We start from the raw sequence: 25,183 nt of genomic DNA, 5'->3' as shown, positions 1-25,183 counted from the left end.
GATCTCCTCGTTGGTACGCCGGATTCGACGCCGGCGAGATGTATTGGGATGTCCCCGACCGCCTCCGACCCTACCTCCCATAAGGGCTTGGGGTGACATCGAGCGGTTCCAGGTATGGCGCAGCGGTCCGTACTCGCCAGTAACGTACGGACCGCCGCGTATTTCCCACGTATTTCAGGGGCGTTCAGAGCCGTTCAGTGTCGTTCAGTCGCTAATTGAGCGCAGGGCCTTTCTGATGAGCGCATTTCGATCAGCGGTCGAGGTGACGTGTTCCAGGCCGAATCCGAGGAGAACGGTGTCGGGAGTGCTGATCGCCCCGTACGTCGTGAAGAGGTCCTGGGCGCGCGCCCAGTCCTCGACGGCGGCCGGGCTGCCCTCGGGCGGCCCCGGGACCTGCCAGACGCCCAGGGACGTCTCGAAGTCCTCGTTCTCCTCGACCTGTCCGCCGATGACGACGGCCGCGTTGTCGGCACGCACACCCTCGCCTCCGGTGCCGGGGTCGGACACATAGCCGAGCGACACCTCGACGGACTTGCCGGCGTACGCGCTCAGGTCGTACGTGACGGTCTTCCAGTCGTCCGAGGAGCCCGTGAGGCTGTTCCAGGACCCGGAGGTGCCGGAGTTCCCGCAGGCGGCGCCGTCGGGCGTCAGATAGCGCCTGAGAGCCGGGTGGTCCTCGATGAAGAAGCCGGCCTCGCACTCGGTGGGTACGGCGTTCGTGGTCAGCCCCTCCTTGTCCGGCAGGGTCGTCCAGTCCTCGGCGCCGACCGTGTGCGCTTCCAGGAGTACGTGGTCGTAGCCGGGCTCGGTGTCCCACAGCAGCTGCGTCCGCAGGGCGGGCTGATCGGCCGCGGTGACGCCGGTGAGGTCGACGGTGCGGGTGAGGCGCTTGTAGGCGTCGTCCGTGTGCACGGCGGCGGCCATCCCTGCGCCCTCGTACTGACCGGCTCCGGCGCTCTTGAACTGCGGCAGGGTGGCCGAGGTGGCCTCGTACAGGCCCGCGCCGCCGAGCGGGTTGCCGGGCGCGTCACCGAGGGCCGCGGTGAGCCCGGCGAGCGCGCCGGAGCCCTCGAACCGGGAGGCTACCGGTGCCGCGGTGCGGGAGTAGGCGCCCAGGTAGTACTGGCTGAAGTCGTTGGTCGTGGTGTCGCCGATGTCGACGGAGCCGCCCGCCTTCTCACCGGCCTCGATCAGCTTGCCGCCCTCGTTCAGGAAGTCGCGCAGGGCGAGTTGGGTGGCGAGGCCGGGACGGTCGGCGCCTGTGTAGTGGACGACCGTCTTGAAGTGGTCGAGGACGCCGAGCGCGTCCGGCACGCCCTGTGTGGCGACGTTCCATACGGCGGCCTTGCGGCCGTCTGCCTTGAGCGCGTCTACGTAGGCTGCTGTTTGCTGCCCAGTGGCGTCATTTTCCGCGACGACAAGAGTGTCGGCCTTCGGGCGCTCGGCGACGGTGTACGTGAAGTGGTCACTGGAAGTGCGCTTTCCGGATTTCGTGCGGCCCGTGAACCACACCTCTACCTTGTCGCCCACATCGGCATCGTCGACCTTCGCCCTATAGGCGTCGAAGTGGAGATTGTCTTCGCCCCCGTAGGTCTCACCCCCCTTCCAGGCGCGCAATTTCTCGTCGTACGAACGGCCGCCATTGATGCGGTAGTTCAGCTTCTTGTCGCGTACGGACTTACGGGCGACCACCGACACTTCCTGATCGCCACCGCGCGCGTACGAGGTCGAGAAGGTCGCCGGGGTGAAGTCGGGCGCGTCCAGACCGACCGAGGACGACGGCTGGTCCGGGTGGGAGGCGGTCTCGGCGACGGAGAGCGCGAAGGGCACGTTCTTCGCGAACTCGTCCTGGATGAGCTTCTCATCGTCCGGGAACGTGAAGATCGACGCGCAGTCCTGCGGCCGCCAGGCGTCGTTCGGATCGACGTTCGATGCGGTCTGGCAGGTGCTCATCTCGGGCGTGAACATCGAGACGCCGTTCACGTTGGCCGCGTGCCCGTCGGCCTCGCCGTTGGTCGTGTAGAGCTCGGAGGAGACCTGCGGGTGGTAGCCCGGGATCGCGGAGTTGTCCGGGGTGCCGGCGAGCGCCTCGTAGAGCACGTCGTCCGGGGTCGGTGTGGCGACCTGCCAGCCCACTCCGTAGAGCAGCAGTTCGGCCGCGGAGTGGTAGTTGATGGCGTAGTCGAAGCCGACGCGCTTCTCGAAGGCGTCGACGGCCTTGGTCTCGGGTTCCGAGTTCGGGCTCGCGCCGCGGTAGGTCTCGCTGGCGGGGCGCGGCGACGAACCCTCGTCGTCGTAGCCCCACTTGTAGGCGAAGTTGCGGTTGAGGTCGACACCGTCGCCGGTGGTGTGCGCGCCGTCCCCGTTCACGTCGCGCATGTTCTTGCGCCATTGCCGGTTGCCGGCGGGGTCGAACGTCCAGTCGTAGCCGTCGGGATTGGCCGACAGGACGAACCACAGCTCCGTGGAATCGACGATCTTCTTGATACGCCGGTCCTTGGCGTAGTTGTCCACGTAGTAGTGCATCAGGCGCCGGGTCATCTCCGGAGTGATCCACTCGCGCGCGTGCTGGTTGGACATGTAGAGGACCGACGGCTTGGCGCCGTCCTTGGCCTTCTTGGCGCCCTTGCTGACCTTCAGGGCGAGGATGTCCTGGCCCTGGAGCGTCTTGCCGATGGAGACGACCTTGGTGAGGTCGGGGTGCTCCTGGCCGGTGCGGACGATCTCCTCCTGGAGATTCCCCTTGCCGCTGTACGGGCGGAAGACGCCGTCGCCCGCGGCCTCGACGCGGGCCTCGGCTCCGGCCGTCAGCTTGTGCTCGGTGACCTTCACACCCTTGCCGCGCAGCGCTTCGGCCTGCCGGTCGGTGAGGTAGACCTCGACTTCGGCGGTGCCCTTCTCGGGCACCTGTTCGGCGAGTTCCGGGCCGTCCTGGCCGGCCTGGAGGAGCAGGGGAATCTGCTCCTTCGACACGTCGGCGCGGAACACCTTGACGGCGTCCGCGCCGGGGTTCCCGCTCGCCGTACTTCCGCTCTCCGCCTGGGCGACGGGCGTGAGCGCGGCCCCTCCCAGTCCCAGAACAAGTGCTCCGACAGCGAGGATCGATCTCGCTCTTCGTCTCATGAGCCCCCCTTGCGGTGGTCTGCCGCGGTCGTGGCGTGCTGCCACAGAAGCGAACAGCCGCCAGACTCATGACAGTTCATGGTCAAGTCAAGTGGGTCTCAAGTCGCCTTCATGAGTGGCAAAAAGCCGGTGGCGGCACCTACAGGGGCGCCACCACCGGCTTGTCGACGTACCTACGACGTCTTCATGACGTCTGTCCAGCGGCTCAGCCCGCCAGGTTGTCCGCCATCTCCCGCGCCATCTCGTCCGTCAGGTCCTCCGCGAGTTCCTCGGTGAGGCTCGACTCCGTGCCCGGGATACCGAGGTCCTGCGCCCGCTTGTCCGCCATGGCGAGCAGCCGCCGGATGCGGCCCGCGACGGCGTCCTTGGTCAGCGGCGGGTCGGCGAGCGCGCCCAGCTCCTCCAGGGAGGCCTGCTTGTGCTCCATGCGCAGGCGACCCGCGGCCGCCAGATGCTCGGGCACCTCGTCGGCGAGGATCTCCAGAGCGCGCTGCACCCGGGCGCCCGCGGCGACTGCCGCGCGGGCCGAACGGCGCAGGTTCGCGTCGTCGAAGTTCGCGAGGCGGTTCGCCGTGGCGCGCACCTCACGGCGCATCCGCCGCTCCTCCCAGGCCAGCACCGACTCGTGCGCACCCATCCGGGTGAGCAGCGCGCCGATCGCGTCGCCGTCCCGGACGACCACGCGGTCCACGCCGCGCACCTCGCGGGCCTTCGCCGCGATGGAGAGCCGGCGGGCGGCGCCGACCAGGGCCAGTGCCGCCTCGGGGCCCGGGCAGGTCACCTCGAGCGAGCTGGAGCGCCCGGGCTCGGTGAGCGAGCCGTGCGCCAGGAACGCGCCGCGCCAGGCCGCCTCGGCGTCGCAGGTGGCCCCCGAGACCACCTGCGGCGGAAGGCCCCGGATCGGGCGGCCTCGGCCGTCCACCAGGCCCGTCTGGCGGGCCAGCTGATCGCCGCCCGCGACCACTCGTACGACAAAACGCGAGCCGCGGCGCAGTCCGCCGGGCGCCATCACGATCAGCTCCGAGCTGTGCCCGAAGATCTCGAGAATGTCCCGCTTGAGCCGCCGTGCGGCCATCGCGGTGTCCAGCTCCGCCTCGATCACGATGCGGCCGCTCACCAGGTGAAGGCCGCCCGCGAACCGCAGAATCGCCGAGACCTCGGCCTTTCTGCAGCAGGTCCGGGTGACGGGGAGCCGGGAGATTTCGTCCTTCACCGCTGCCGTCATCGCCATGGGCCGATCCTTCCATGCATCCGAAAAATACGGTCGTACGCGGCGGCCAACAGCTCCGGATCGTGCCTCGGAGTCCCGTCGGGCCTGGCTACGGGCGCCAGCTCGACCGCGGCACCGAAACGCTCCTTGGCGGCGTCGGTCAAAGACTCGCGATCGGGCACGGCGGCCTCGTCGGCCAGCACCACGTCCAGGGCGAGTTTAGGGGCGTGTCGTCCCAAAACCTCCAAATGACGCTGCGGTGAGAACCCATCGGTTTCTCCGGGTTGCGGAGCGAGGTTGAGCGAGAGGACCCGGCGGGCCTTCGTCTCGACGAGTGCGTCCATCAGTTCGGGTACGAGCAAATGGGGGATCACGGACGAGAACCAGGAGCCGGGGCCGAGCACCACCCAGTCCGCGTCGAGCACCGCGGCGACCGCCTCGGGCACCGCCGGCGGGTCGTGCGGCACCAGGTGGACGGACTGCACCTCACCCGGGGTGAGTGCCACCGTAGCCTGCCCGCGCACGGTGTCCACCTCCTCCGGCCGGTCCGGATCGTGCCCCTTGACCAGGGCCTGGAGCTCCAGCGGCACCGCGGACATGGGCAGCACGCGCCCGTGCGCGCCGAGCAGCTTGCCGACCAGGTCCAGTGCCTGGACGTGGTCGCCGAGCTGCTCCCACAGGGCGACGATCAGCAGATTGCCGACCGCGTGCCCGTTCATCTCCCCCGGCGACTGGAAGCGGTGCTGGATGACACGGGCCCAGGTCTGGCCCCAGTCGTCGTCGCCGCACAGCGCGGCGAGCGCCTTGCGCAGGTCCCCGGGCGGCAGCACGCCCAGCTCGTCACGGAGGCGACCGCTGGAGCCGCCGTCGTCGGCGACCGTGACGACGGCCGTGAGGTCGCCCGTGATCCGGCGCAGCGCGGCCAGGGACGCCGACAGGCCCATGCCGCCGCCGAGGGCGACGACCTTGGGGGTCGCCCCCCTGCGGCGCAGCTCCGGCGCGTTTCTACGGCTCAGTCTGCTGGTGAGCCGCAGCGTGCGTCCTGTCATTCGCGGCCCATGTCCCGGTGGACGACCACGGTCTCCACGCCCTGCGAGGCGAGCCGGGCGGCGAGCTTCTCCGACGTGGCGACGGACCGGTGCTTGCCGCCGGTACAGCCGACGGCGATGGTCACGTAGCGCTTGCCCTCGCGGCGGTAGCCGGCCGCGATCAGCTGGAGCAGCTCGGTGTAACGGTCGAGGAACTCCTTGGCGCCGGGCTGCGAGAAGACGTAGTTCGAGACTTCTTCGTTGAGGCCGGTGAAGGGGCGCAGCTCCGGGACCCAGTGCGGGTTCGGCAGGAAGCGCATGTCGACGACGAGGTCGGCGTCGACGGGCAGGCCGTACTTGAAGCCGAACGACATGACGGTGGCCCGCAGTTCGGGCTCCTCCTCGCCCGCGAACTGGGCGTCCATCTTGGCGCGCAGCTCGTGCACGTTCAGGCTGGAGGTGTCGATGACGAGGTCGGCGTCGCCGCGCAGCTCGCGCAGGAGTTCGCGCTCGGCCGCGATGCCGTCGACGATGCGGCCGTCGCCCTGGAGGGGGTGCGGGCGCCGCACCGACTCGAAGCGGCGCACGAGTGCCTCGTCGGAGGACTCCAGGAAGACGATGCGGCGTGTGACGTGCTTGGACTCCAGGTCCGCGAGGGACTCCCGGAGGTTGTCGAAGAAGCGCCGGCCCCGTACGTCGACGACGACCGCGATCCGCGCCACGTTGCCCTGCGAGCGGGCGCCGAGCTCCACCATGGTGGGGATCAGGGCGGGTGGCAGGTTGTCGACGACGAACCAGCCGAGGTCCTCCAGGCACTTCGCCGCGGTGGAACGGCCCGCGCCGGACATCCCGGAGATGATCACCAGCTCGGGGATGGCGGCGTCCGGGACGCTCGGGGTGTCGCTGGTCGTACCGGTACTCACCTGTGCTCCGTGTTCCGGTTGTGCGGTGCTTTCCGCTGTGCCGTCGGTGGCGCTGGTCTCGTGGTCCTGCTCGCTCATGGCTCCTGCCCCCGTCGTTCTTCCGAGGCGCCCGTGCTGACGGGCTCCTCCGCGGGGCGCGCGTCCGTCGCGTGCTCCGTGGTGTTCTCTTCGTCTTCCATGATCTCTCCGGTGGCTGTGTTCACCGCGGGCGCTGCCGGTGCCGCCTGCGCGAAGGCCGCCACGATCGTCTCGGCCGTCTTGCGGCCTATGCCGGGAACTTCGCAGATCTGGTCGATTGTGGCGGACCTGAGCCGCTTCACCGAACCGAAGTGCTTGATGAGCGCCTGTTTGCGCGCGTCGCCGAGTCCCGGTACCTCGTCCAGGGGACCCGCCTTGAAGCGCTTGGCCCGCTTGGTGCGCTGGTAGGTGATCGCGAACCGGTGGGCCTCGTCGCGGACGCGCTGGAGGAGGTAGAGCCCCTCACTGGTGCGCGGCAGGACCACCGGGTCGTCCTCGTCCGGCACCCAGACCTCTTCGAGGCGCTTGGCGAGGCCGCACACCGCGATGTCGTCGATGCCCAGCTCGTCCAGGGCCCGCTTGGCCGCCGCGACCTGCGGCTGGCCGCCGTCGACCACGACGAGCTGCGGCGGGTAGGCGAACTTCTTGGGGCGGCCGTCGTCCTCGGTGAGGCTGGACTCGGCCGGCCCGTCCTCGTCCGTCAGCTCGGCGTCGGACCACTCCCCCGACCTCTCCTGGGCGGCGAGGAAGCGCTTGAAGCGGCGCGTGATCACCTCGTGCATGGAGCGGACGTCGTCCTGGCCCTCGAAGCCCTTGATCTGGAAGCGGCGGTATTCGCTCTTACGGGCGAGGCCGTCCTCGAGGACCACCATGGAGGCCACCACGTCGTCGCCCTGGAGGTGCGAGATGTCGTAGCACTCGATGCGCAGCGGGGCGCTGTCCAGATCGAGGGCCTCGGCGATCTCCTCCAGGGCGCGGGAGCGCGTGGTGAGGTCGGAGGCACGCTTCGTCTTGTGCAGGGCCAGCGCGTGCAGCGCGTTCCTGTGCACCGTCTCCATGAGCGCCTTCTTGTCGCCGCGCTGCGGGATGCGCAGCGACACGCCCGACCCGCGTCGCTCGGTGAGCCAGGCCTGAACGGGCTCCAGGGGGTCGGGCAGCGCGGGGACGAGGACCTCCTTGGGGACGGAGTCCCCGGTCTCCTCTCCGTAGAGCTGCTGCAGCGCGTGCTCGACCAGGTCACCGCTGGTGACCGCCTCGACCTTGTCGGTGACCCAGCCGCGCTGTCCGCGGACGCGTCCGCCGCGCACGTGGAAGATCTGGACGGCGGCCTCCAGCTCGTCCTCCGCGAGCGCGATGAGATCGGCGTCGGTGGCGTCGGCGAGGACGACCGCGCTTTTCTCCATGGCCTTCTTCAAGGCCCCGATGTCGTCGCGGAGGCGGGCCGCGCGCTCGTACTCCATGTCCTCGGCCGCCACCGCCATGTCCTTCTCCAGGCGGCGGATGTACGTGCCCGTACGGCCCGCCATGAAGTCGCTGAACTCCTCGGCCAGTTCTCGGTGCTCCTCGGGGGTGACGCGGCCCACACAGGGCGCCGCGCACTTGCCGATGTAGCCGAGGAGGCAGGGGCGGCCGGTACGGGTCGCGTTCTTGAAGACGCCCGCGGAGCAGGTGCGGACCGGGAAGACGCGCAGGAGGAGGTCGACGGTGTCGCGGATCGCCCAGGCATGCCCGTACGGCCCGAAGTAGCGCACGCCCTTCTTTTTCTGACCGCGCATCACCTGGACACGCGGGAACTGTTCGTTCATGGTGACCGCGAGATACGGGTAGCTCTTGTCGTCGCGGTATTTGACGTTGAACCGCGGGTCGTACTCCTTGATCCAGGAGTACTCCAGCTGCAGCGCCTCGACCTCCGTGCCCACCACGGTCCACTCCACGGAGGCGGCCGTGGTGACCATGGTGCGCGTGCGGGGGTGCAGATTCGCCAGGTCCTGGAAGTAGCTCGCCAGGCGCTGGCGCAGGCTCTTCGCCTTTCCGACGTAGATCACCCGGCGGTGCTCGTCGCGGAACCTGTACACCCCTGGGGAGTCCGGAATCTGTCCCGGCTTGGGGCGGTAGCTGGAGGGGTCGGCCATGTCAGACACCCTACTGGCGGGGTGTGACAGCGCGGGGTGCCCGGCGCCGGTGGGCCCGGCCGCCCGGCTCGGCGGCGGGGCCACCTGCGGTTCGCCCCTTCCGGAGCGGGGCGGAAGGCGAGGGATCGCATCCGGACGCGTTGACGCGCAATGAACCTTGTCGGGTGCAAGTCAACACGCTTCAATGCCGGGTGACTTGGGGCGCTGGATGACGTCGCACGGACGTGAACGACGTACTTACGTCGCCCAGCCGCCCAGCGGCGACCCATGGACGCAGCGCGGAGAGGCAGGAGGCCCGGATGCGGCTCGGCGAACGGCACAAGGAAGTGGCACAGACCCCGACCCTGGAGGCGGCCCTGCGCAACGGTCCCTTCCACCTCGCCCTGCGGGCCGCGATCGCCGCCCGGCGGCTGCCCCTGCACCGGGTCCAGCACCACCTCTCGCGCCAGGGCATCACGGTCGGCGTGACGAGCCTGAGCTACTGGCAGCAGGGCGCGCGGCGGCCGCAGCGCGCCGAGTCCATGCGGGCCGTACGCGCCCTGGAGGTGATCCTCGAACTGCCCGAGGAGTCCTTGATCCGGCTGCTCGGCCCCACCGGGAACGCCGCCGTGCCGCGGCGGCTCGCGGCCCACTCGTACCGCTCGCTCGTCGAGGCGTCCGGGGTTCTGGAGCGGCTGCTCGCCGAGGTGGAGTCACCCCTGGACGGTGGTCTGCGCACCGTCGGACAGCATGAGCGGGTGCGGATAGGCCCCGGCAGGGAGCTGCTCGGCAGGGATTCCCAGCACATCGTGCGGGCGCAGCGGGAGGGGGTGGATCGCTATGTGGCCGTCCACCATGGCGATCCGGGGTGTTCGCCGGCGGACGTGACGGTGCACGCCATGGAGAACTGCCGTACAGGGCGCGTGCGGTGGGACGCCGGGACGGGCCTCTTGGTGGCGGAACTGCTCTTCGACGCACGGCTGCGGACCGGCGACACCCATCTGTTCCGCTACGGCTTCGAGGACGGCACGGCCGGCGCCTCGACCGAGTACCTCCGCGGATTCGGCGTCCCGGGCGGGCAGTACGCGCTCCAGGTCCGGTTCACCGACGACGCGCTGCCCGTGCGCTGTCATCGCTTCGCCCAGCAGTCGACGGCGGCGCCGCGTGGCGGCCGCCAGGAGCTGACGCTGAGCGGGCGCCATCGTTCGGTGCACCTGGTGGAACCGCAGGTGCGGGCGGGGCTGCTGGGGATCGGCTGGGACTGGGAGTGAGCCGCCCAACGGGAGGGGGTTATTTCTGCGGGCCCGTGACGATCTTGCCGCCCTCGACCCGCACCGAAAGCTCCTCCAGCGGCTGGGTCGCCGGCGCGTGCAGCACCTTTCCGGTCGTCGCGTCGAACTTGCTGCCGTGGCAGTTGCAGGTCAGCTCCGTGCCCTTCAGCATCCCGATCGGGCAGCCCGCGTGGGTGCAGATCGTGCTGAACGCCTTGTACTGGCCGTCCTTGGTGCGGCTGACGACGACGTGCTCGTCCTTGTAGAGCTTCGCCCCGCCCTCGGGCACCTCTTCGGCCTTGCCCAGCTCGACCGGCCCGGTGGGCGCGGCGGCCGTGCCGCCATCGGACCCGGTGGAACAGGCGGTCAGGCCGAGTCCGGCCGTCCCCGCGACGGCGGCGCCGCGCAGTGCGGTGCGGCGGGAGATGCGGGAGGAGGTCGTGCCGGGCATCTGGACTCCACGGGAGGCGCTGTTCCGGGGAACACGTCCGGGGAACAGGAGCGAGACAGGGTGACTGGAGGAGCAGGGGTTCAGTGGGGCGAGAGCGATGGGTGGGGTGACAGATCAGACGATACCGACGAGGAGTCCAACGCTTCCCGGGGGCCCCGCACGCCCGGACGTGCTGCCCGGTCTCGCCCTCGGCGTGCCCGTATCGGTGTCGGACGTGCCCGTGTCGGGGACGCGTGCCGCCCTACCAGCCGTGACGTTCTAGCCTGCCTTCGGTACCCGCCCCGAGGCTCCGCGCCACCCGTCCGAGAGGAACCATCGTGATCGTCGTCGCCGGAGAGGCCCTGATCGACCTCGTCCCGCTCGCCGCGGCCCCCGACGACGGCCCGGCCGAGGTGCTGCCCGCTCTCGCGCCCCGGCTCGGCGGCGGGCCGTACAACACGGCGGTCGCGCTCGGCCGGCTCGGCTCCGCCGTGGCCTTCTGCTCGCGCGTGTCCCGTGACGCGTTCGGTGAAGCCCTGCTCGACGGGTTGCGGACGGCCGGGGTGGACGTGTCCCCGGTGCAGCGGGGCGACGAGCCGACGACGCTGGCCGTCGCGTCCATCGGGGCGGACGGCTCGGCCGGCTACTCCTTCTACGTGGAGGGAACCGCCGACCGGCTCTTCACGGCGCCGGACGCGCTTCCCGCGGGCACGCGCGCGGTGTCGTTCGGCACCTGCTCCCTGGTCCTCGAACCGGGGGCGACCGCCTACGAGGAACTGATGCGCTCGGCCGCCGCGCAGGGCGTGTGCACCGCGCTCGACCCGAACATCCGGGCCGGCCTGATCCCCGACGCGGACGCCTACCGGGCCCGCTTCAAGAGCTGGCTGCCGGCGACCACCGTCCTCAAGCTCTCCGAGGAAGATGCGCAGTGGCTCGGCGGTACGCCCCGGGAGTGGCTGTCCGCGGGCCCCGCGGCCGTGGTGATCACCCGCGGTGGCGACGGGCTCACCGTCTTCACGCGGGACGGCGGCGAGCACTCCGTGCCGGGCGAGCGGGTCGACGTCGTGGACACGATCGGCGCGGGCGACACCGTCAACGCGGCGCTGCTGCACGGCCTTTCGGAACAGGACGCCCTCTCCCCCGCGGCGGTCGAAGCCCTGGGCGGCGACAGCTGGGCGCGGCTGCTGCGCTTCGCGGCGCGCGCGGCGGCGATCACCTGTTCACGGGCGGGTGCGGAGCCTCCGTACGCGTCCGAGGCAGGCACCCTGTAGGGCGCCTGCCCGCGCTCACCGAGGACTGGGCCATGGAGGGCGAGTGACCATCGGGGACGTGACCCGTCCGGTGACGCTCGACGTGGAGTTCGGCGGGGTCGTCGATTCGCCGGCGGACGGGCGCCGGCACGCCGGGTTCGAGGCGACGGGTGAGATCCGGCGCAGCGACTTCGGCGCGGGCTTCCTGGGTGATGTTGTCAAGCTTCAACTGGAGATGCAGTTCGTGGAGCCTCGTGAACCGCAGGACCAGGCCGGCTGATCGTTGAACGGACGGCGCCCCACGGGAAGTTCCCGCGGGGCGCGGTTTTTTGTACGGAGCGTGACCGGTCGCGTACGGCGACGCGGCCGGTCACGTACGGCGGACCGTCAGGCCTTGCGGGTCCGCGCGGCCGTCTTCTTGGCGGCGGGCTTCGTCGCCGCGGTCTTGGCCGGCTTGCCGCTCTTGGCCGTCGACTTGGCGGGCGTCGCCTTCTTCGCGGTCGAAGTGGCCTTGGCAGCAGCCGACTTGGCGGTCGGCTTGGCCGCGGCGGCCTGCGCCGTGGCCGTCTTCTTGGCCGGGGCCTTGGTGGCCGCCACGGTCTTCTTCGCCCTGGTCTTGCGGGCCGGGGCGGCGGGCGCCGAGGCGTCGCTGACCCGGTCGGCGCCGAGGACGTCGCGCAGGAACTTGCCGGTGTGGCTGGCCGGTTCGGAGGCGACCTGCTCCGGGGTGCCCTCGGCGACGACGATGCCGCCGCCGTTACCCCCCTCGGGACCCATGTCGACGACCCAGTCCGCGGTCTTGATGACGTCCAGGTTGTGCTCGATGACGATGACCGAGTTGCCCTTGTCGACGAGACCGGACAGGACCGTGATGAGCTTGCTGATGTCCTCGAAGTGCAGACCGGTGGTCGGCTCGTCGAGCACGTAGACCGTGCGTCCCGTGGAACGCTTCTGCAGTTCGCTCGCCAGCTTCACGCGCTGCGCCTCGCCGCCGGACAGGGTCGGCGCGGACTGCCCGAGGCGGACGTAGCCGAGGCCCACGTCGTTCAGCGTCCTGAGGTGCCGGGCGATCGCGGGGACCGCCTCGAAGAAGGCGAGGCCCTCCTCGATCGGCATGTCCAGCACCTCGGCGATGGACTTGCCCTTGTAGTGGACTTCCAGGGTCTCCCGGTTGTAGCGCGCGCCGTGGCAGACCTCGCACGGGACGTACACGTCCGGCAGGAAGTTCATCTCGATCTTGATGGTGCCGTCGCCGGAGCAGTTCTCGCAGCGGCCGCCCTTGACGTTGAAGGAGAAGCGCCCCGGCAGATAGCCGCGGACTTTCGCCTCGGTGGTCTCGGCGAACAGCCTGCGGACGTGGTCGAAGACGCCGGTGTACGTCGCCGGGTTCGACCGGGGTGTGCGGCCGATGGGCGACTGGTCGACGTGCACGACCTTGTCGACGAGGTCGTCGCCCTCCACGCGCGTGTGACGGCCGGGGACGGACCGCGCCCCGTTCAGCTCCCGCGCCAGGTGCGTGTACAGGATGTCGTTGACCAGCGTGGACTTGCCGGAGCCCGAGACGCCGGTGACGGCCGTGAGGACACCGAGCGGGAAGGACACGTCGATGTCCCGCAGGTTGTTCTCCTTGGCGCCGTGCACCGTGAGCTGACGCTTGGGGTCCACGGGCCGCCGGATGTCCGGCACGGCGATGGCCTTCTTGCCCGACAGGTACTGGCCGGTCATCGACTCCGCGTTGCTCAGCAGCCCCTTCAAGGGGCCGCTGTGCACCACCTTGCCGCCGTGCTCGCCCGCGCCGGGGCCGATGTCGACGACCCAGTCGGCGACCTTGATGGTGTCCTCGTCGTGCTCGACCACGATGAGCGTGTTGCCCATGTCCCGCAGCCGGACGAGCGTTTCGATCAGGCGGTGGTTGTCGCGCTGGTGGAGACCGATGGACGGCTCGTCGAGGACGTACAGGACACCGACGAGTCCGGAGCCGATCTGGGTGGCGAGCCGGATGCGCTGGGCCTCGCCGCCGGAGAGGGTGCCGGCCGCGCGGTTCAGCGACAGGTAGTCGAGGCCTACGTCGACGAGGAAGCGAAGGCGCTCGTTGACCTCCTTCAGGACGCGCTCGGCGATCTTCTTGTCGCGCGCGTTCAGCCGGAGCTTGCCCAGGAAGTCGGCGCAGTCGCTGATGGACATGGCCGAGACCTCGGCGATGGACTTCTCCATCACCGTGACGGCGAGGACGATCGGCTTGAGGCGCGTGCCCGCGCAGGTGGGGCAGGGCACCTCGCGCATGTAGCCCTCGAAGCGCTCGCGGCTCGAGTCCGACTCGGCCTCGCTGTGCCGGCGCTTCACGAACGGCACGGCGCCTTCGAACGGCGTCGTGTACCTGCGCTCCCGGCCGTACCGGTTGCGGTAGCGCACCTCGATCTGCGTCTTGTGGCCGTGCAGGAGCGCCTTCTTGGCGCGCTGCGGCAGCCCCGCGAAGGGGATGTCCGTACGGAAACCGAGAGCGTCGGCGAGCGCCCCGATGAGCCGGGCGAAGTAGTCCTTGGTGTGGCCGTGCGACCACGGGTGGATGGCGCCCTCGTCGAGCGACTTGTCCTCGTCGGGAACGATCAGGTCGGGGTCGACCTCCATGCGCGTGCCGATGCCCGTGCAGTCGGGGCAGGCGCCGAAGGGCGAGTTGAAGGAGAAGGAGCGGGGCTCCAGCTCTTCGAAGGACAGGTCGTCGTGCGCGCAGTACAGGTGCTCCGAGTACATGCGCTCGCGCTCGGGGTCGTCCTCGGGGAGGTCGACGAAGTCGAGCACGACCATGCCGCCGGACAGGCCCAGCGCGGTCTCCACGGAGTCGGTCAGCCGGCGCTTGGCGGAGTCCTTCACGGTGAGGCGGTCGACGACCACCTCGATGGTGTGCTTCTCCTGCTTCTTCAAGGTCGGCGGCTCGGACAGCTGGATCGTCTCGCCGTCCACGCGCGCGCGGGAGTAGCCCTTGGTCTGCAGGTCGCTGAAGAGGTCGACGAATTCGCCCTTGCGCTCGCGCACCAGCGGCGAGAGGACCTGGAAGCGGCTGCCCTCGGGCAGCTCCAGAACCTTGTCGACGATGGCCTGCGGCGACTGGCGCGCGATGGGGCGGCCACACTCGGGACAGTGCGGCTTGCCGATGCGCGCGAAGAGCAGGCGCAGGTAGTCGTAGACCTCGGTGATGGTGCCCACCGTGGAGCGCGGGTTGCGCGAGGTCGACTTCTGGTCGATCGAGACGGCCGGCGAGAGGCCCTCGATGAAGTCGACGTCCGGCTTGTCCATCTGGCCGAGGAACTGGCGGGCGTACGAGGACAGGGACTCGACGTAGCGCCGCTGCCCCTCGGCGAAGATCGTGTCGAACGCGAGCGAGGACTTGCCGGAGCCGGACAGACCGGTGAAGACGATGAGGGAGTCGCGCGGGAGGTCGAGCGAGACATTCCGGAGATTGTGCTCGCGCGCGCCACGGACGATGAGACGGTCGGCCACGCCGGTCCGTACCTTTCTTGGGAGAAGTGACAGGGGCTGGGCCCCCGTCTCACGAGGTCTGGTTCTCGAGGACGGCCCTGGAGACTCCGCGGGGAAGTCCACGGGAGAAGTCCTGAGAAGACTGTCGTTTGAAGACTAGGGGGAGCCACTGACAGCGCCGGTTCGGTTCCCGTGGTTGCCAACAAACCCGGACTACCAAGAATGCCCGATGCCGCCGTCGAGCTTATAGCACGTACATTCGATTTAAGCAGGACGTCCGCCACCTTCACCCGAACGTGTGGCGCAGCTATCGTCGGCGCCATGAGCGATCATGCGCGCGACCTGGCCTCTGTACGCGAAGCGACCGACCGGCTGCTCGCTGCGGTCGGCACTCTGGACAACGCGGCTGTGACGGACCCGTCACGGCTGCCGGGGTGGAGCCGCGGCCATGTGCTCGCCCATCTGGCCCGGAACGCGGACGCGCTCGTCAACGTCCTCGCGGGCCGCCCCATGTACGCGAGCGCGGAGGCGCGCGACGCCGACATCGCGCGGGACGCCCCACGCGGGCTGCGCGCACAGGCCGACGACGTACGGGAGAGCGCGGACCGCTTCCAGAACTTCGGAGCCCGGGACGCGGACTGGTCACGCACCGTAGAGCTGCGCAACGGCGTCAAGGACACCGCCTCCCGTGTGCCCTTCCGGCGCTGGATCGAGGTCGAACTGCACCATGTGGACCTCGGCATCGGCTACGAGCTGGAGGACCTGTCGGAGGAGTTCACCCAACGGGAGATCAACTTCCTCGCGAGGCGCTTTCGCGACCACCCCGGTCTGGCACCTCTGCTGCTCAAGCAGGACGACGGCCGGATGATCTCCACCGGCGCGGTGCAGACACTCTCCGTCCAGGAGATCGAGGACGGCGCGGTACCACCGCTCGGCATCGTCGTCGCAGGCCGCCAGGCAGACCTGCTGGGGTGGCTGGCGGGGCGCAGGGACGGCGCGGCCCTCTCCGTCGACCGGGGCTCCCTGCCCGCGCTGCCCCCGCTATAGGCTGAGCGCATGACGTACAGCGGAACGGTGAAGGTCGGCGGCGCGGCGGACGTGCACGAGCTGCAGGACCTGATGATCTCCAAGGTCGCGGTCGGGCCCATGGACAACAACGCCTATCTGCTGCGGTGCCGCGCGACCGACCAGCAGTTGCTCATCGACGCGGCGAACGAGCCGGCGACGCTGCTCCGCCTCATCGGTGACGACGGCATCGCGGCCGTCGTCACCACGCACCAGCACGGGGACCACTGGCAGGCCCTCGCGGAGGTCGTGGAGGCCACCGGCGCGCGCACGTACGCGGGGCGCGAGGACGCCGAGGGCATTCCCGTACCGACGCACGTCGCGGTCGACGACGGGGACACCATCGAGTTCGGCCGGATCACCCTCACGGCCCGCCATCTGGTCGGCCACACCCCCGGCTCCATCGCGCTGGTCTACGACGACCCGCACGGGCACCCCCACGTCTTCACCGGCGACTGCCTCTTCCCGGGCGGCGTCGGCAACACGCGGAAGGACCCGGAGGCCTTCGCGAGCCTCATCGACGACGTGGAGTCGAAGATCTTCGGGGCGCTCCCCGACGAGACCTGGGTCTACCCGGGGCACGGGAGCGACACCACGCTGGGCGCCGAGCGGCCGCACCTGCAGGAGTGGCGCGCGCGGGGCTGGTGACCCGAGGGCCCTCAGGGGTCAACGCCGGGGCGCCGGGCCGCTGTTCACAAGAATGCAACGCACGTTCCCAGGATGCGGACAGTTGCCGGTCTGACCTCGACAGACCGGCCTGTGCGCTGTCAGTCTCCCGCCATGCCTCTCGCCCACCGCGCCGCGCTTCTCGCCGTCTGCTCCGCCGTCGTCCTCGCCGCCGCGGCCTGCGCCCCCGAGCCCGAGAAGGAGGCCGCGGACAAGCCCGCCACGGCCGCCTCCTGCGCTCCCGGCAAGCTGTCCACGGTGACCTCCGGGAAGCTCACCGTGGGCACCGACAAGCCCGCCTACGCGCCCTGGTTCGAGGACGACGACCCGTCCAGCGGCAAGGGCTTCGAGTCGGCGGTCGCGTACGCCGTGGCGAAGCGGCTCGGTTACGGCACGGACCACGTGACGTGGCAGACCGTGCCGTTCAACAGTTCCTTCGCCCCGGGAGCGAAGAAGTTCGACTTCGACATCAACCAGGTGTCGATCAGTGACGCCCGCAAGAAGGCCGTGGCGTTCTCGTCCGGCTACTACGACGTGCGGCAGGCCGTCGTCGCCCTGAAGTCGTCCAAGGCCGCGAAGGCGAAGTCCGTCGCCGACCTGAAGGACGTGAAGCTGGGCGCCCAAGTGGGCACCACCAGCCTGGACTTCATCGACGACCTCGTGAAGCCGGCCCAGAAGCCGGCCGTCTACCAGAAGAACGACTTCGCCAAGTCCGCTCTGAAGAACGGCCAGGTGGACGCCATCGTGGTCGACCTGCCGACCGCGTTCTACATCACCGGCGCCGAGGTCAGCGACGCCGAGGTCGTGGGGCAGTTCGAGAACACGGCCGGGTCTCCGGAGCAGTTCGGTCTCGTCCTCGACAAGGAGAGCGAGCTGACGTCGTGCGTGACGGGCGCCGTGGATGCCCTCCGTAAGGACGGCACACTCGCCTCCTTGGAGAAGAAGTGGCTGTCGGACGCCGTCGATGCCCCGGTGCTCAAGTGACCGTCCTGAAGAAGACGTCCGCCGCCGAAGGCACGTACGTCCCCTCCGAGCGGCGCACGGCGCGCGAGCGCTACAAGCGCACGCGCGCACGGAGGGCGACCGGTCTTGCCGCACTCAGCACTCTGGTGACCGGCGCGGTCCTGTTCGTCGTCATCGTCAACTCCCCCGGCTGGGAGCGCACGAAGGAGACCTTCTTCAGTGCGCACTATGCGCGCGTGGCGCTGCCGCAGGTCCTGGAGGGGCTCTGGCTCAACGTGCGGCTCCTGTTCGTGTGCGGGGCGTGCGTGCTCGTCCTCGGGATGCTGCTCGCTCTCGCACGGACCCTGCGCGGCCCCGTGTTCTTCCCGCTGCGCGCCCTGGCCACGGCCTACACGGACTTCTTCCGTGGACTGCCGCTCATCATCTGCCTGTTGATGGTCATCTTCGGAGTGCCGGCTCTGCGCCTCCAAGGGGTGACCACCGACCCGGTCGTCCTGGGCGGCGTCGCCCTGGTCCTCACGTACGCGGCCTACGTGGCCGAGGTGTTCCGCGCGGGAATCGAGTCGGTCCACCCTTCGCAACGGGCCGCCGCGCGCTCCCTGGGGCTCAACAACCGGCAGACGCTGCGCTACGTAGTGCTGCCGCAGGCGGTACGCCGCGTGGTGCCGCCTCTGTTGAACGACATGGTGTCGCTCCAGAAGGACACCGGTCTCGTGTCGATCGGCGGTGCGGTGGACGCCGTGTACGCGGCGCAGATCATCGCCGGCAAGGACTTCAACTACACGCCTTATGTGGTCGCGGGTCTGGTCTTCGTGGCTCTGACCATCCCCATGACCCGCTTCACCGACTGGGTGACGGCCCGGATGGACCGGCGCCGGGCACAAGGAGGTCTCGTATGACCGGGCCCGTGCTGCGGATGGAGTCCGTGCGCAAGACGTTCGGCGACGCGGTGGTGTTGCGCGATGTCGATCTGGAGGTGGCCCCGCACACCGTGACCGCGCTGATCGGCGCGTCCGGTTCGGGCAAGTCGACGCTGCTGCGCTGCGCCAACCTGCTGGAGGAGATCGACGACGGGGCGATCTGGCTGGACGGCGAGGAGATCACCGACCCGCGTACGGACGCGGACGCCGTGCGGCGACGGATCGGCGTGGTCTTCCAGGCGTACAACCTGTTCCCGCACATGACGGTCCTGGAGAACGTCACGCTCGCGCCGCGCCGGGTGCACGGCGTCGCGCGGGAGGAGGCCGAGGAGCGGGCCAGGGGGCTGCTGAAGCGCCTCGGGCTCCACGAGAAGGCCCTGGAGTACCCGGACCGGCTCAGCGGCGGCCAGCAGCAGCGTGCGGCGATCGTGCGGGCTCTTGCCGTCCGGCCCCGGCTGCTGCTCCTCGACGAGATCACCGCGGCCCTGGACCCGGAGCTGGTGGGCGAGGTCCTCGATGTCGTACGCGACGTGAAGGACGAGGGCATGACCATGGTGCTGGCCACCCACGAGATGAGCTTCGCCCGTGAGGTCGCCGACCAGGTGTGCTTCCTGGAGGGCGGGGTGGTTCTCGAACGCGGCGCCCCGGAAGCGGTGTTCGGGGACCCGCGGCAGGAACGTACGCGACAGTTCCTGCGACGGATCGTGGACGCGGGACGCCTGTAGGCGCGCTTTTCGCTTCCGCGGTGCCTTGCGCTTCCGCGCTGCCGTGCGTTTCCGCAGTGCTTCACGCTTCCGCGGCGCCCGGCGCGGCCAGGGCCGCCACCCGCTCCACCCCGAACGCGTAGCCCTGCACGCCGCATCCGGCGATCACGCCGTCGGCGCGCAGCGACACGTAGGAGTGGTGCCGGAACTCCTCGCGCTGGTGAATGTTGGAGATGTGGACCTCCACCACGGGCAGCCCGTCGCAGGTGTTGAGGGCGTCCAGGATCGCCACGGACGTGTGCGAGTAGGCGGCCGGGTTGATCACGATGCCGACGTGGTGCTCGCGCGCCTCGTGGATCCAGTCGACCAGCTCGCCCTCGTGGTTGGACTGCCGGAAGTCCACCGTGGCGCCGTGGGCGGCGGCCGCCTTGACGCACAGCGTCTCGACGTCGGCGAGGGTGTCGCGACCGTAGATCTCCGGCTGCCGCTTGCCGAGGAGATTCAGATTCGGGCCGTTCAGGACCAGGATCGGCGCGGTGGCGAGGGTGTGCGGCACAAGGACCTCCGTACGTCGGGCGGATGCTCCTTGAGGGTCTATCACGGGCGCCGCGGGCGGCCGGGACCTGTCTCGACCACTGGAGGCGGCCTCGTACGCACCGACCGTTCCCTCCCTGTCAGGGCGTGACGGCGAGCTCTACGTATGCGGCGAGAATCACCAAGTGCACGCCGCCCTGTAGAGGGGTGGCCCGCCCGGGGACGACCGTAAGGGTGCTGACGATCAGGGTCAGCGCGAGCAGCACCATGTGATTGGCGCCGAGCCCGAGGACGAGCGGTCCGGACAGCCAGAACGAGGCGATGGCGACCGCCGGCACCGTCAGTCCGATGCTGGCCATCGCGGAGCCGAGCGCGAGGTTGAGGCTGGTCTGCACGCGGTCGCGGCGGGCCGCGCGCAGCGCCGCGATGGTCTCCGGGAGCAGCACGAGCAGCGCGATGATCACGCCGACGACGGCCTGCGGCATGCCCGCGGCCTCCACACCGTGCTCGATCGTCTTCGAGACGCCTTTGGCGAGGCCGACGACCGCGATGAGGGCGAGGGCGAGCAGTCCGAGGCTGGTCAGGGCGGTGCGGTTGGTCGGCGCACCGGCGTGGTCGTCGGCGTCAATGACCTCGCCGTGCTTGGTGATCGGCAGGAAGTAGTCGCGGTGGCGCACGGTCTGGGTGGCGACGAAGAGCCCGTACAGGACGACCGCGGCGACGGCCGAGAAGACCAGCTGGGAGGTGGAGAACTCCGGGCCGGACTTGCTGGTCGTGAAGGTCGGCAGGACCAGACAGAGGGTGGCGAGCGTGGCGACGGTGGCGAGGGCGCCGCCCGTGCCCTCGGACTGGAAGACCGCCACGCGGTGGCGGAGTGCGGCCGAGAGCAGGCTGATGCCGACGATGCCGTTGCAGGTGATCATCACGGCGGCGAACACCGTGTCCCGGGCGAGGGTGGAACTCTTGTCGCCGCCGTCGGCCATCAGGGTGACGATGAGCGCGACCTCGATGATCGTGACGGCGACGGCCAGTACCAGCGAGCCGAACGGTTCGCCGACGCGGTGGGCGATGACCTCCGCGTGGTGCACGGCCGCGAGGACGGAGCCGGCGAGGACGACGGACACGACGGCGACCAGGACGCCCGGCAGGTCGCGCCCCCACGTGCACGCGAGCAGGACGACCGCCAGCACCGGGACGGCGACGGTCCAGCGCGTGGCCAGAGCCCGGAGTCTGGTGATCATGCCTTCGATGGTGCCCGCGGCGGGGCGGGGGCGCGACTTCGGCGCCGTGTCAGGGCCCGTGCGCAGCGCCTCACTTCAGCTCGCGCACGTCCTTGACGTCGCAGTTGATGAAGGCCGGTGGCTTGGTGCACAGCGCTGTCAGCTGTTCGTTCAGCCGGGCTACCTCGGGGCGTTCGTTGCTGCGCGTCGCGTCGTCGTACGACGCGAACTCGATGATCGCGAGATAGCGTCCGGGCTGCTCACGGTCCTGGAGCAGGATGCGGTGGGTGGGGCCGCCGGACTCTCCGGCCATCTCCTGCTCGAACCGGCCGAGCAGGCTCTTCAGCTCGTCGAAGCGCCGGGTCTCGAAGTCGACGATCTGGGCGAACTTCTGGCTCATGGGGTCCTCCCGCGCCGGGCCGGCGCGCCCGGGGCCGGGGCGCGCTCAGGGCACAAGCAAGCACCGGAAGGCGCCCGCGGCAATGAGCCGCGGGCGCCCCCGGTGCTGATTGTTCCTACGCCCGATGCCGTCAGGCCCCGATGCTGTCCTTCTGAGCCGCTTCGGCCGCTTCCCGCTCGGCCTGCTTCTTGGAGGCGATGAGGCTGGTGATCGTGGTGACGATCAGGACGCCGCAGATCACGGCGAGCGAGACCGGGATGGAGATCTCCGGCACGTGCACACCGTTCTCGTGCAGGGCGTGCAGGACCAGCTTCACGCCGATGAATCCGAGGATCACCGACAGGCCGTAGCTGAGGTGGACCAGCTTCTTGAGCAGGCCACCGATGAGGAAGTACAGCTGGCGCAGGCCCATCAGGGCGAACGCGTTGGCCGTGAAGACGATGTACGGGTCCTGGGTCAGGCCGAAGATCGCGGGGATCGAGTCCATCGCGAACAGCACGTCGGTCATGCCGATGGCGAGCATGACGACCAGGAGCGGCGTCATGATCTTCTTGCCGTGCTCCCGGATGAAGAGCTTCGTGCCGTGGTACCGGTCGGCGACGCCGAACTTCTTCTCGATGGACTTCAGGAGGCGGTTCTCCTCGAACTCCTCCTCCTCGTCGTCCGACATCGCTTCCTGGACGAGCTTCCAGGCGGTGTAGATGAGGAACGCGCCGAAGATGTAGAAGACCCACGAGAAGTTGGCGATGACCGCGGCGCCCGCCGCGATGAAGATCGCCCGCAGTACGAGGGCGATGAGTACGCCGAACAGCAGCACGCGCTGCTGGAGGTGGGTCGGCACCGAGAACTTCGCCATGATCAGGATGAAGACGAAGAGGTTGTCGACACTGAGCGACTTCTCGGTGATGAAGCCCGCGAAGAACTCGCCGCCGGCCTGGCTGCTGCCCCAGATGGTCACGCCGATTCCGAAGAGCGCGGCGAGCGCGATCCAGACGACGGTCCAGATTCCGGCTTCCTTGATGGATACGTCGTGGGGCTTGCGCCCGATGAAGAAGTCGACCGCGATCAGGGCACCCAGACCAAGAATGGTGAGTACCCAAAGGGTCATCGATACGTCCACTGCGCCTCCGGCGTCGTACGGCTACTGATCAGCGTCGTCGCTGCCGGAGGTCTCCTCCACCCGGGCGCCTGACGCGCCTCGGGCCGGTGCCCCGGGATCGACGGCCATCGGGCCGGGTCGTCCGTATTGACGGGAACACCGCGTATGGGAGTACTCCCCTCCGCGTCAAGAAGAGTACTGGAAAGACCCATGAAAGGTAAAGGGTTAGGTAAAGAACATCTCAAGTGTGCAGTTCAGGGGCGTGTGTAAGTCAAAGGCCTCTCTCCCTGCGGGCTCTGGACACCTCCGCGAGAACCTGGCTCAGGACCGCGCTGCCGTACGGGACCGGCGGCGGTTCGTAGGTCCACGCATGTCCCACCCAGGGGTCGGCCAGGTGATCGTCGGGCACCGGCGTCAGGCGCAGCAGCGCACGCCACAGGGGATCAAGGAGCGGCCCGTACTCGGCGGCGTCCTCCCGGTCGGCCACCAGCATCAGGTGCACTCCGACCTGCGGGCCCTCGTCCGCGAGGTAGCGCAGCCGGGTCACGGCGCGGTCGTCGAAGCCGTGCGGGAAGTCGTGCACGATCAGCAGCTGCTCGGCGACGTCCAGGTCGTCCGGCAGGGCGTCGGCCATGCCGTTCCTGACCGCCATCTGGACGAGGTCGACCCGCTCGGTCAGCCGGGTCAGCGTCTCGGCGACGCCCGCCGCTCCCACCGCCACGGGACCGGCGAGCACCCCGGCGTCGACGAGCGGGGCGAGCGCGCCCGCCGCCGTGCCCCCGGGGTCGACGACATGCACGCTGAACTCGCCCGCCGGATAGGCCGCCAGCAGCCGCGCCGCGAGCTCGACCGCGGTGCGGGCGGCCCGGGCCCGCAGTTCTTCGGCGTCCACGAGGGCCTCCGCGTCGGAGGTGCCCGCGTCGATCCACAGGCCGCGCTCCAGCGGCAGCCGCACGAGCATCGGGATGCGCAGGCCGGCGCTCTCGCTCTCGGGCAGCCGCAGGTCGCCCAGGCGGACGGCCATGGGGAGCTCCATGGGGCTGCGGTAGGCGTGCCAGCACGGGTTGTCCCAGCCCGCGTAGGGCGCGGGGAGCGCCGGTTCGACGACCTCGGACTCGGCGACGAGCTGCGCCAGGTCCCGGTCGAGGGCTTCCCGCGCCCGGTCGACGAGGGCGCTGTGCTTGGCTCCGGCGGCCTCCCGAGCGGCGTCCGCCCGGCCGCCGACGCGGCTGCGCGGGTCGGAGAGCACCTGATCGAGCTCCCGCTCCATGCGGGAGTCGGCGAAGTCGACGGCGCTGCGGTAGGCGGCCGTCGTGCGGGCGAGATCCTCGAACATGCCCCACACCTGGTTGTAGAGCCGCTCCTCCATGCTCCAGCCGGTCGCGTCGCCCGCGACGGGCGCGGCGGGCCGGCCCGGCTCGGCGGGTTGTGCCGTGACGGGAGGCGGGGGCGCCTGGCGGCCCGGGTGCGTGTAGTCGATGGAGCTGTCGGAGCCGCTGCCGGAGGCGGGGGCGGCGGCGGGTGGCCGGGCGCCCGAGGCGTGCCCCGCCGTGGCCGCCGCGCGGACCTGGGCCTCGTCCGCCGGTCGCGGCGGGGGCGCCACCGTGCGGGCCAGACCCTGGGCGACGGCGTCATGGATGGCACCGGCCAGCGCGCGGGCGTCGGGCACGCCCTGGTCGGCGAAGAGGGCGGCGAGCCCGTCGGCGTAGCCCTGGCCTATGGCGCGGACCTTCCAGGCGCCCCCTCTGCGGTACAGCTCGAGGGCGGTGACGGCCGATTCCGTGTCGAGGTCGGTGATCGTGTAGCTGGCCTCTTCGGTGCCGTCGAGTCCGGTGACCGCGATGAACGGGGCCGCCACCGCGCCGAACCGGGTGGGCCCGCCGGTACCGACCGGCAGGGCGAGCAGCACGGTGACGCGGTGCACGTCCTGCGGCATCGCGTCCAGGTCGACGGCGAGGCGGTGGTCGGCCGCGGCCTGGCGCGGCACTTCGAGGCCGGGCAGCGCGGGCGCGCCCGGGTGGGCGACGTACTCGGAACCGCGGACGGCGCCCCGGTCGTCGGCGAGCGTGGCGCCCGCGACGACCGGCCGGCCGGCCGACACCCGGATTTCCAGACGGGTCTGGGTGAGGGGGTGGTTCTGCCCCCTCACCAGTTCGGCCGCCATCGTGGACCGCTACAGGCCGGGCAGGATCGCGGGCATCAGGTCCTGGAACGTCCGGCCGTTGGCCGCCGCGCCGAGGGCCGTCATCTTCCAGCCGGCGCCGTCCCGGTGCACCTTCGCCATGATCTGCGCCGTGTACTGGCCGCCGCCGTCGAGCGTGTAGCGGGCGAGCTCCTGGCCGGTGGTCTCGTCGACCAGGCGACAGAAAGCATTCTGCACTTCCTGGAAGGTCTGTCCCGTGAAGGAGTTGACCGTGAAGACGATCTGGTCGATGTGGACCGGGACGCGCGCGAGGTCGACGAGGATCGCCTCGTCGTCGCCGCCCTGGCCGACGCCGCCGACCAGGTTGTCACCGGTGTGCCGCACCGAGCCGTCGTCGCTGACGAGGTGGCGGAAGAAGACCACGTCCACAGGCTGCTTGTCGGCGAAGAGGACCGCGGACGCGTCGAGGTCGATCTCGCGCGTACGGGTACCGAACAGGCCGCGCCGTGGGGCGGCCTGCCAGCCGAGGCCCATGCGCACGGCGGTGAGGGTGCCTCCGCCCTGCTTCTCCAGACTGATGGCCTGACCCTTGGTCAAGCTGATGCCGGGCCCCTTGGAAAAACCGGCG

At 70.1% G+C, this 25,183-nt stretch carries 21 protein-coding genes; 8 read left to right on the top strand and 13 right to left on the bottom strand.

What is annotated here, in order from left to right; all coding sequences use genetic code 11:
• Nucleotides 1-204: 204 nt before the first annotated feature.
• The 5 genes from AB0J02_RS15090 to uvrC all read right to left on the bottom strand — a co-directional run bounded on the left by AB0J02_RS15090 (nucleotide 205) and on the right by uvrC (nucleotide 8,434).
• The gene (locus AB0J02_RS15090; RefSeq protein ID WP_363194083.1) at nucleotides 205-3,123 is read right to left on the bottom strand and encodes a M14 family zinc carboxypeptidase; all 2,919 of its coding nucleotides are present in this window, start codon (nucleotides 3,121-3,123) and stop codon (nucleotides 205-207) included.
• 205 nt (nucleotides 3,124-3,328) lie between these two features.
• Nucleotides 3,329-4,354: a DNA-binding protein WhiA gene (whiA, locus tag AB0J02_RS15085; RefSeq protein WP_363194082.1), complete on the bottom strand. Its 1,026-nt coding sequence runs from the start codon at nucleotides 4,352-4,354 to the stop codon at nucleotides 3,329-3,331.
• Nucleotides 4,345-5,382 (bottom strand): uridine diphosphate-N-acetylglucosamine-binding protein YvcK, encoded by a 1,038-nt coding sequence (gene yvcK / locus AB0J02_RS15080; RefSeq protein WP_363194081.1) that lies wholly within the window; start codon nucleotides 5,380-5,382, stop codon nucleotides 4,345-4,347. The genes whiA and yvcK overlap by 10 nt, the downstream gene beginning before the upstream one ends.
• A complete protein-coding gene (gene rapZ / locus AB0J02_RS15075) occupies nucleotides 5,379-6,362 on the bottom strand; it encodes an RNase adapter RapZ (RefSeq protein WP_363194080.1) in 984 nt (327 codons plus the stop codon). Before rapZ ends, yvcK begins: the two co-directional genes overlap by 4 nt.
• A complete protein-coding gene (gene uvrC, locus AB0J02_RS15070) occupies nucleotides 6,359-8,434 on the bottom strand; it encodes an excinuclease ABC subunit UvrC (RefSeq protein WP_363194079.1) in 2,076 nt (691 codons plus the stop codon). The genes rapZ and uvrC overlap by 4 nt, the downstream gene beginning before the upstream one ends.
• 299 nt (nucleotides 8,435-8,733) lie before the next feature.
• Between uvrC and AB0J02_RS15065 the strand changes: the two genes are divergently transcribed.
• Entirely contained in the window at nucleotides 8,734-9,684 is a 951-nt protein-coding gene (locus AB0J02_RS15065; RefSeq protein WP_363194078.1) for a hypothetical protein, read from the top strand.
• A gap of 19 nt (nucleotides 9,685-9,703) precedes the next feature.
• On the opposite strand, the gene AB0J02_RS15060 is transcribed toward AB0J02_RS15065, so the two are convergent.
• Complete coding sequence (locus AB0J02_RS15060; protein ID WP_363194077.1) at nucleotides 9,704-10,135, bottom strand: Rieske 2Fe-2S domain-containing protein; 432 nt, start codon at nucleotides 10,133-10,135, stop codon at nucleotides 9,704-9,706.
• 317 nt (nucleotides 10,136-10,452) lie between these two features.
• On the opposite strand from AB0J02_RS15060, the gene AB0J02_RS15055 reads away from it, so the two are divergent.
• Together AB0J02_RS15055 and AB0J02_RS15050 are read left to right on the top strand one after the other, a co-directional pair.
• A complete protein-coding gene (locus AB0J02_RS15055) occupies nucleotides 10,453-11,385 on the top strand; it encodes a carbohydrate kinase (RefSeq protein ID WP_363194076.1) in 933 nt (310 codons plus the stop codon).
• 43 nt (nucleotides 11,386-11,428) lie between these two features.
• Nucleotides 11,429-11,644 carry a YceI family protein gene (locus AB0J02_RS15050; protein ID WP_363194075.1) on the top strand — a complete coding sequence of 72 codons (216 nt, stop codon included), beginning with the start codon at nucleotides 11,429-11,431 and terminating at the stop codon, nucleotides 11,642-11,644.
• Nucleotides 11,645-11,751: 107 nt separating this feature from the next.
• Here the strand turns inward: AB0J02_RS15050 and uvrA are convergent, their stop codons facing one another.
• On the bottom strand, nucleotides 11,752-14,862 hold the full coding sequence (gene uvrA / locus AB0J02_RS15045) for an excinuclease ABC subunit UvrA (protein WP_363194074.1): 3,111 nt from the start codon (nucleotides 14,860-14,862) through the stop codon (nucleotides 11,752-11,754).
• A 300-nt stretch (nucleotides 14,863-15,162) separates the two neighbouring features.
• Here uvrA and AB0J02_RS15040 point away from each other — a divergent pair, with 300 nt between their 5' ends.
• From AB0J02_RS15040 to AB0J02_RS15020, 5 genes are all read left to right on the top strand, one after another.
• Nucleotides 15,163-15,888: a maleylpyruvate isomerase family mycothiol-dependent enzyme gene (locus AB0J02_RS15040; protein WP_363194073.1), complete on the top strand. Its 726-nt coding sequence runs from the start codon at nucleotides 15,163-15,165 to the stop codon at nucleotides 15,886-15,888.
• A 9-nt stretch (nucleotides 15,889-15,897) separates the two neighbouring features.
• Nucleotides 15,898-16,554: an MBL fold metallo-hydrolase gene (locus tag AB0J02_RS15035; protein ID WP_363194072.1), complete on the top strand. Its 657-nt coding sequence runs from the start codon at nucleotides 15,898-15,900 to the stop codon at nucleotides 16,552-16,554.
• Between the two features lie 132 nt (nucleotides 16,555-16,686).
• Nucleotides 16,687-17,556 (top strand): ABC transporter substrate-binding protein, encoded by an 870-nt coding sequence (locus tag AB0J02_RS15030; RefSeq protein WP_363194071.1) that lies wholly within the window; start codon nucleotides 16,687-16,689, stop codon nucleotides 17,554-17,556.
• Entirely contained in the window at nucleotides 17,553-18,434 is an 882-nt protein-coding gene (locus tag AB0J02_RS15025; RefSeq protein ID WP_363194070.1) for an amino acid ABC transporter permease, read from the top strand. The genes AB0J02_RS15030 and AB0J02_RS15025 overlap by 4 nt, the downstream gene beginning before the upstream one ends.
• Complete coding sequence (locus AB0J02_RS15020) at nucleotides 18,431-19,180, top strand: amino acid ABC transporter ATP-binding protein (protein WP_363194069.1); 750 nt, start codon at nucleotides 18,431-18,433, stop codon at nucleotides 19,178-19,180. The genes AB0J02_RS15025 and AB0J02_RS15020 overlap by 4 nt, the downstream gene beginning before the upstream one ends.
• A gap of 61 nt (nucleotides 19,181-19,241) precedes the next feature.
• Here the strand turns inward: AB0J02_RS15020 and aroQ are convergent, their stop codons facing one another.
• The 6 genes from aroQ to AB0J02_RS14990 form a co-directional block, all read right to left on the bottom strand.
• Entirely contained in the window at nucleotides 19,242-19,715 is a 474-nt protein-coding gene (aroQ, locus tag AB0J02_RS15015; RefSeq protein WP_363194068.1) for a type II 3-dehydroquinate dehydratase, read from the bottom strand.
• 118 nt (nucleotides 19,716-19,833) lie between these two features.
• On the bottom strand, nucleotides 19,834-20,934 hold the full coding sequence (locus AB0J02_RS15010) for an ionic transporter y4hA (protein WP_363194067.1): 1,101 nt from the start codon (nucleotides 20,932-20,934) through the stop codon (nucleotides 19,834-19,836).
• A gap of 70 nt (nucleotides 20,935-21,004) precedes the next feature.
• Complete coding sequence (locus tag AB0J02_RS15005; protein WP_363194066.1) at nucleotides 21,005-21,313, bottom strand: hypothetical protein; 309 nt, start codon at nucleotides 21,311-21,313, stop codon at nucleotides 21,005-21,007.
• 130 nt (nucleotides 21,314-21,443) lie between these two features.
• Nucleotides 21,444-22,433 carry a TerC family protein gene (locus AB0J02_RS15000; protein ID WP_363194065.1) on the bottom strand — a complete coding sequence of 330 codons (990 nt, stop codon included), beginning with the start codon at nucleotides 22,431-22,433 and terminating at the stop codon, nucleotides 21,444-21,446.
• Nucleotides 22,434-22,683: 250 nt separating this feature from the next.
• Entirely contained in the window at nucleotides 22,684-24,576 is a 1,893-nt protein-coding gene (locus AB0J02_RS14995; RefSeq protein ID WP_363194064.1) for a TerD family protein, read from the bottom strand.
• Between the two features lie 9 nt (nucleotides 24,577-24,585).
• The gene (locus AB0J02_RS14990; protein WP_363194063.1) at nucleotides 24,586-25,152 is read right to left on the bottom strand and encodes a TerD family protein; all 567 of its coding nucleotides are present in this window, start codon (nucleotides 25,150-25,152) and stop codon (nucleotides 24,586-24,588) included.
• Nucleotides 25,153-25,183 lie beyond the last annotated feature (31 nt).

This window comes from Streptomyces sp. NPDC050264 (assembly GCF_040655895.1).
GTDB lineage: Bacteria > Actinomycetota > Actinomycetes > Streptomycetales > Streptomycetaceae > Streptomyces.
This window is presented reverse-complemented; position numbering and strand designations above follow the sequence as displayed.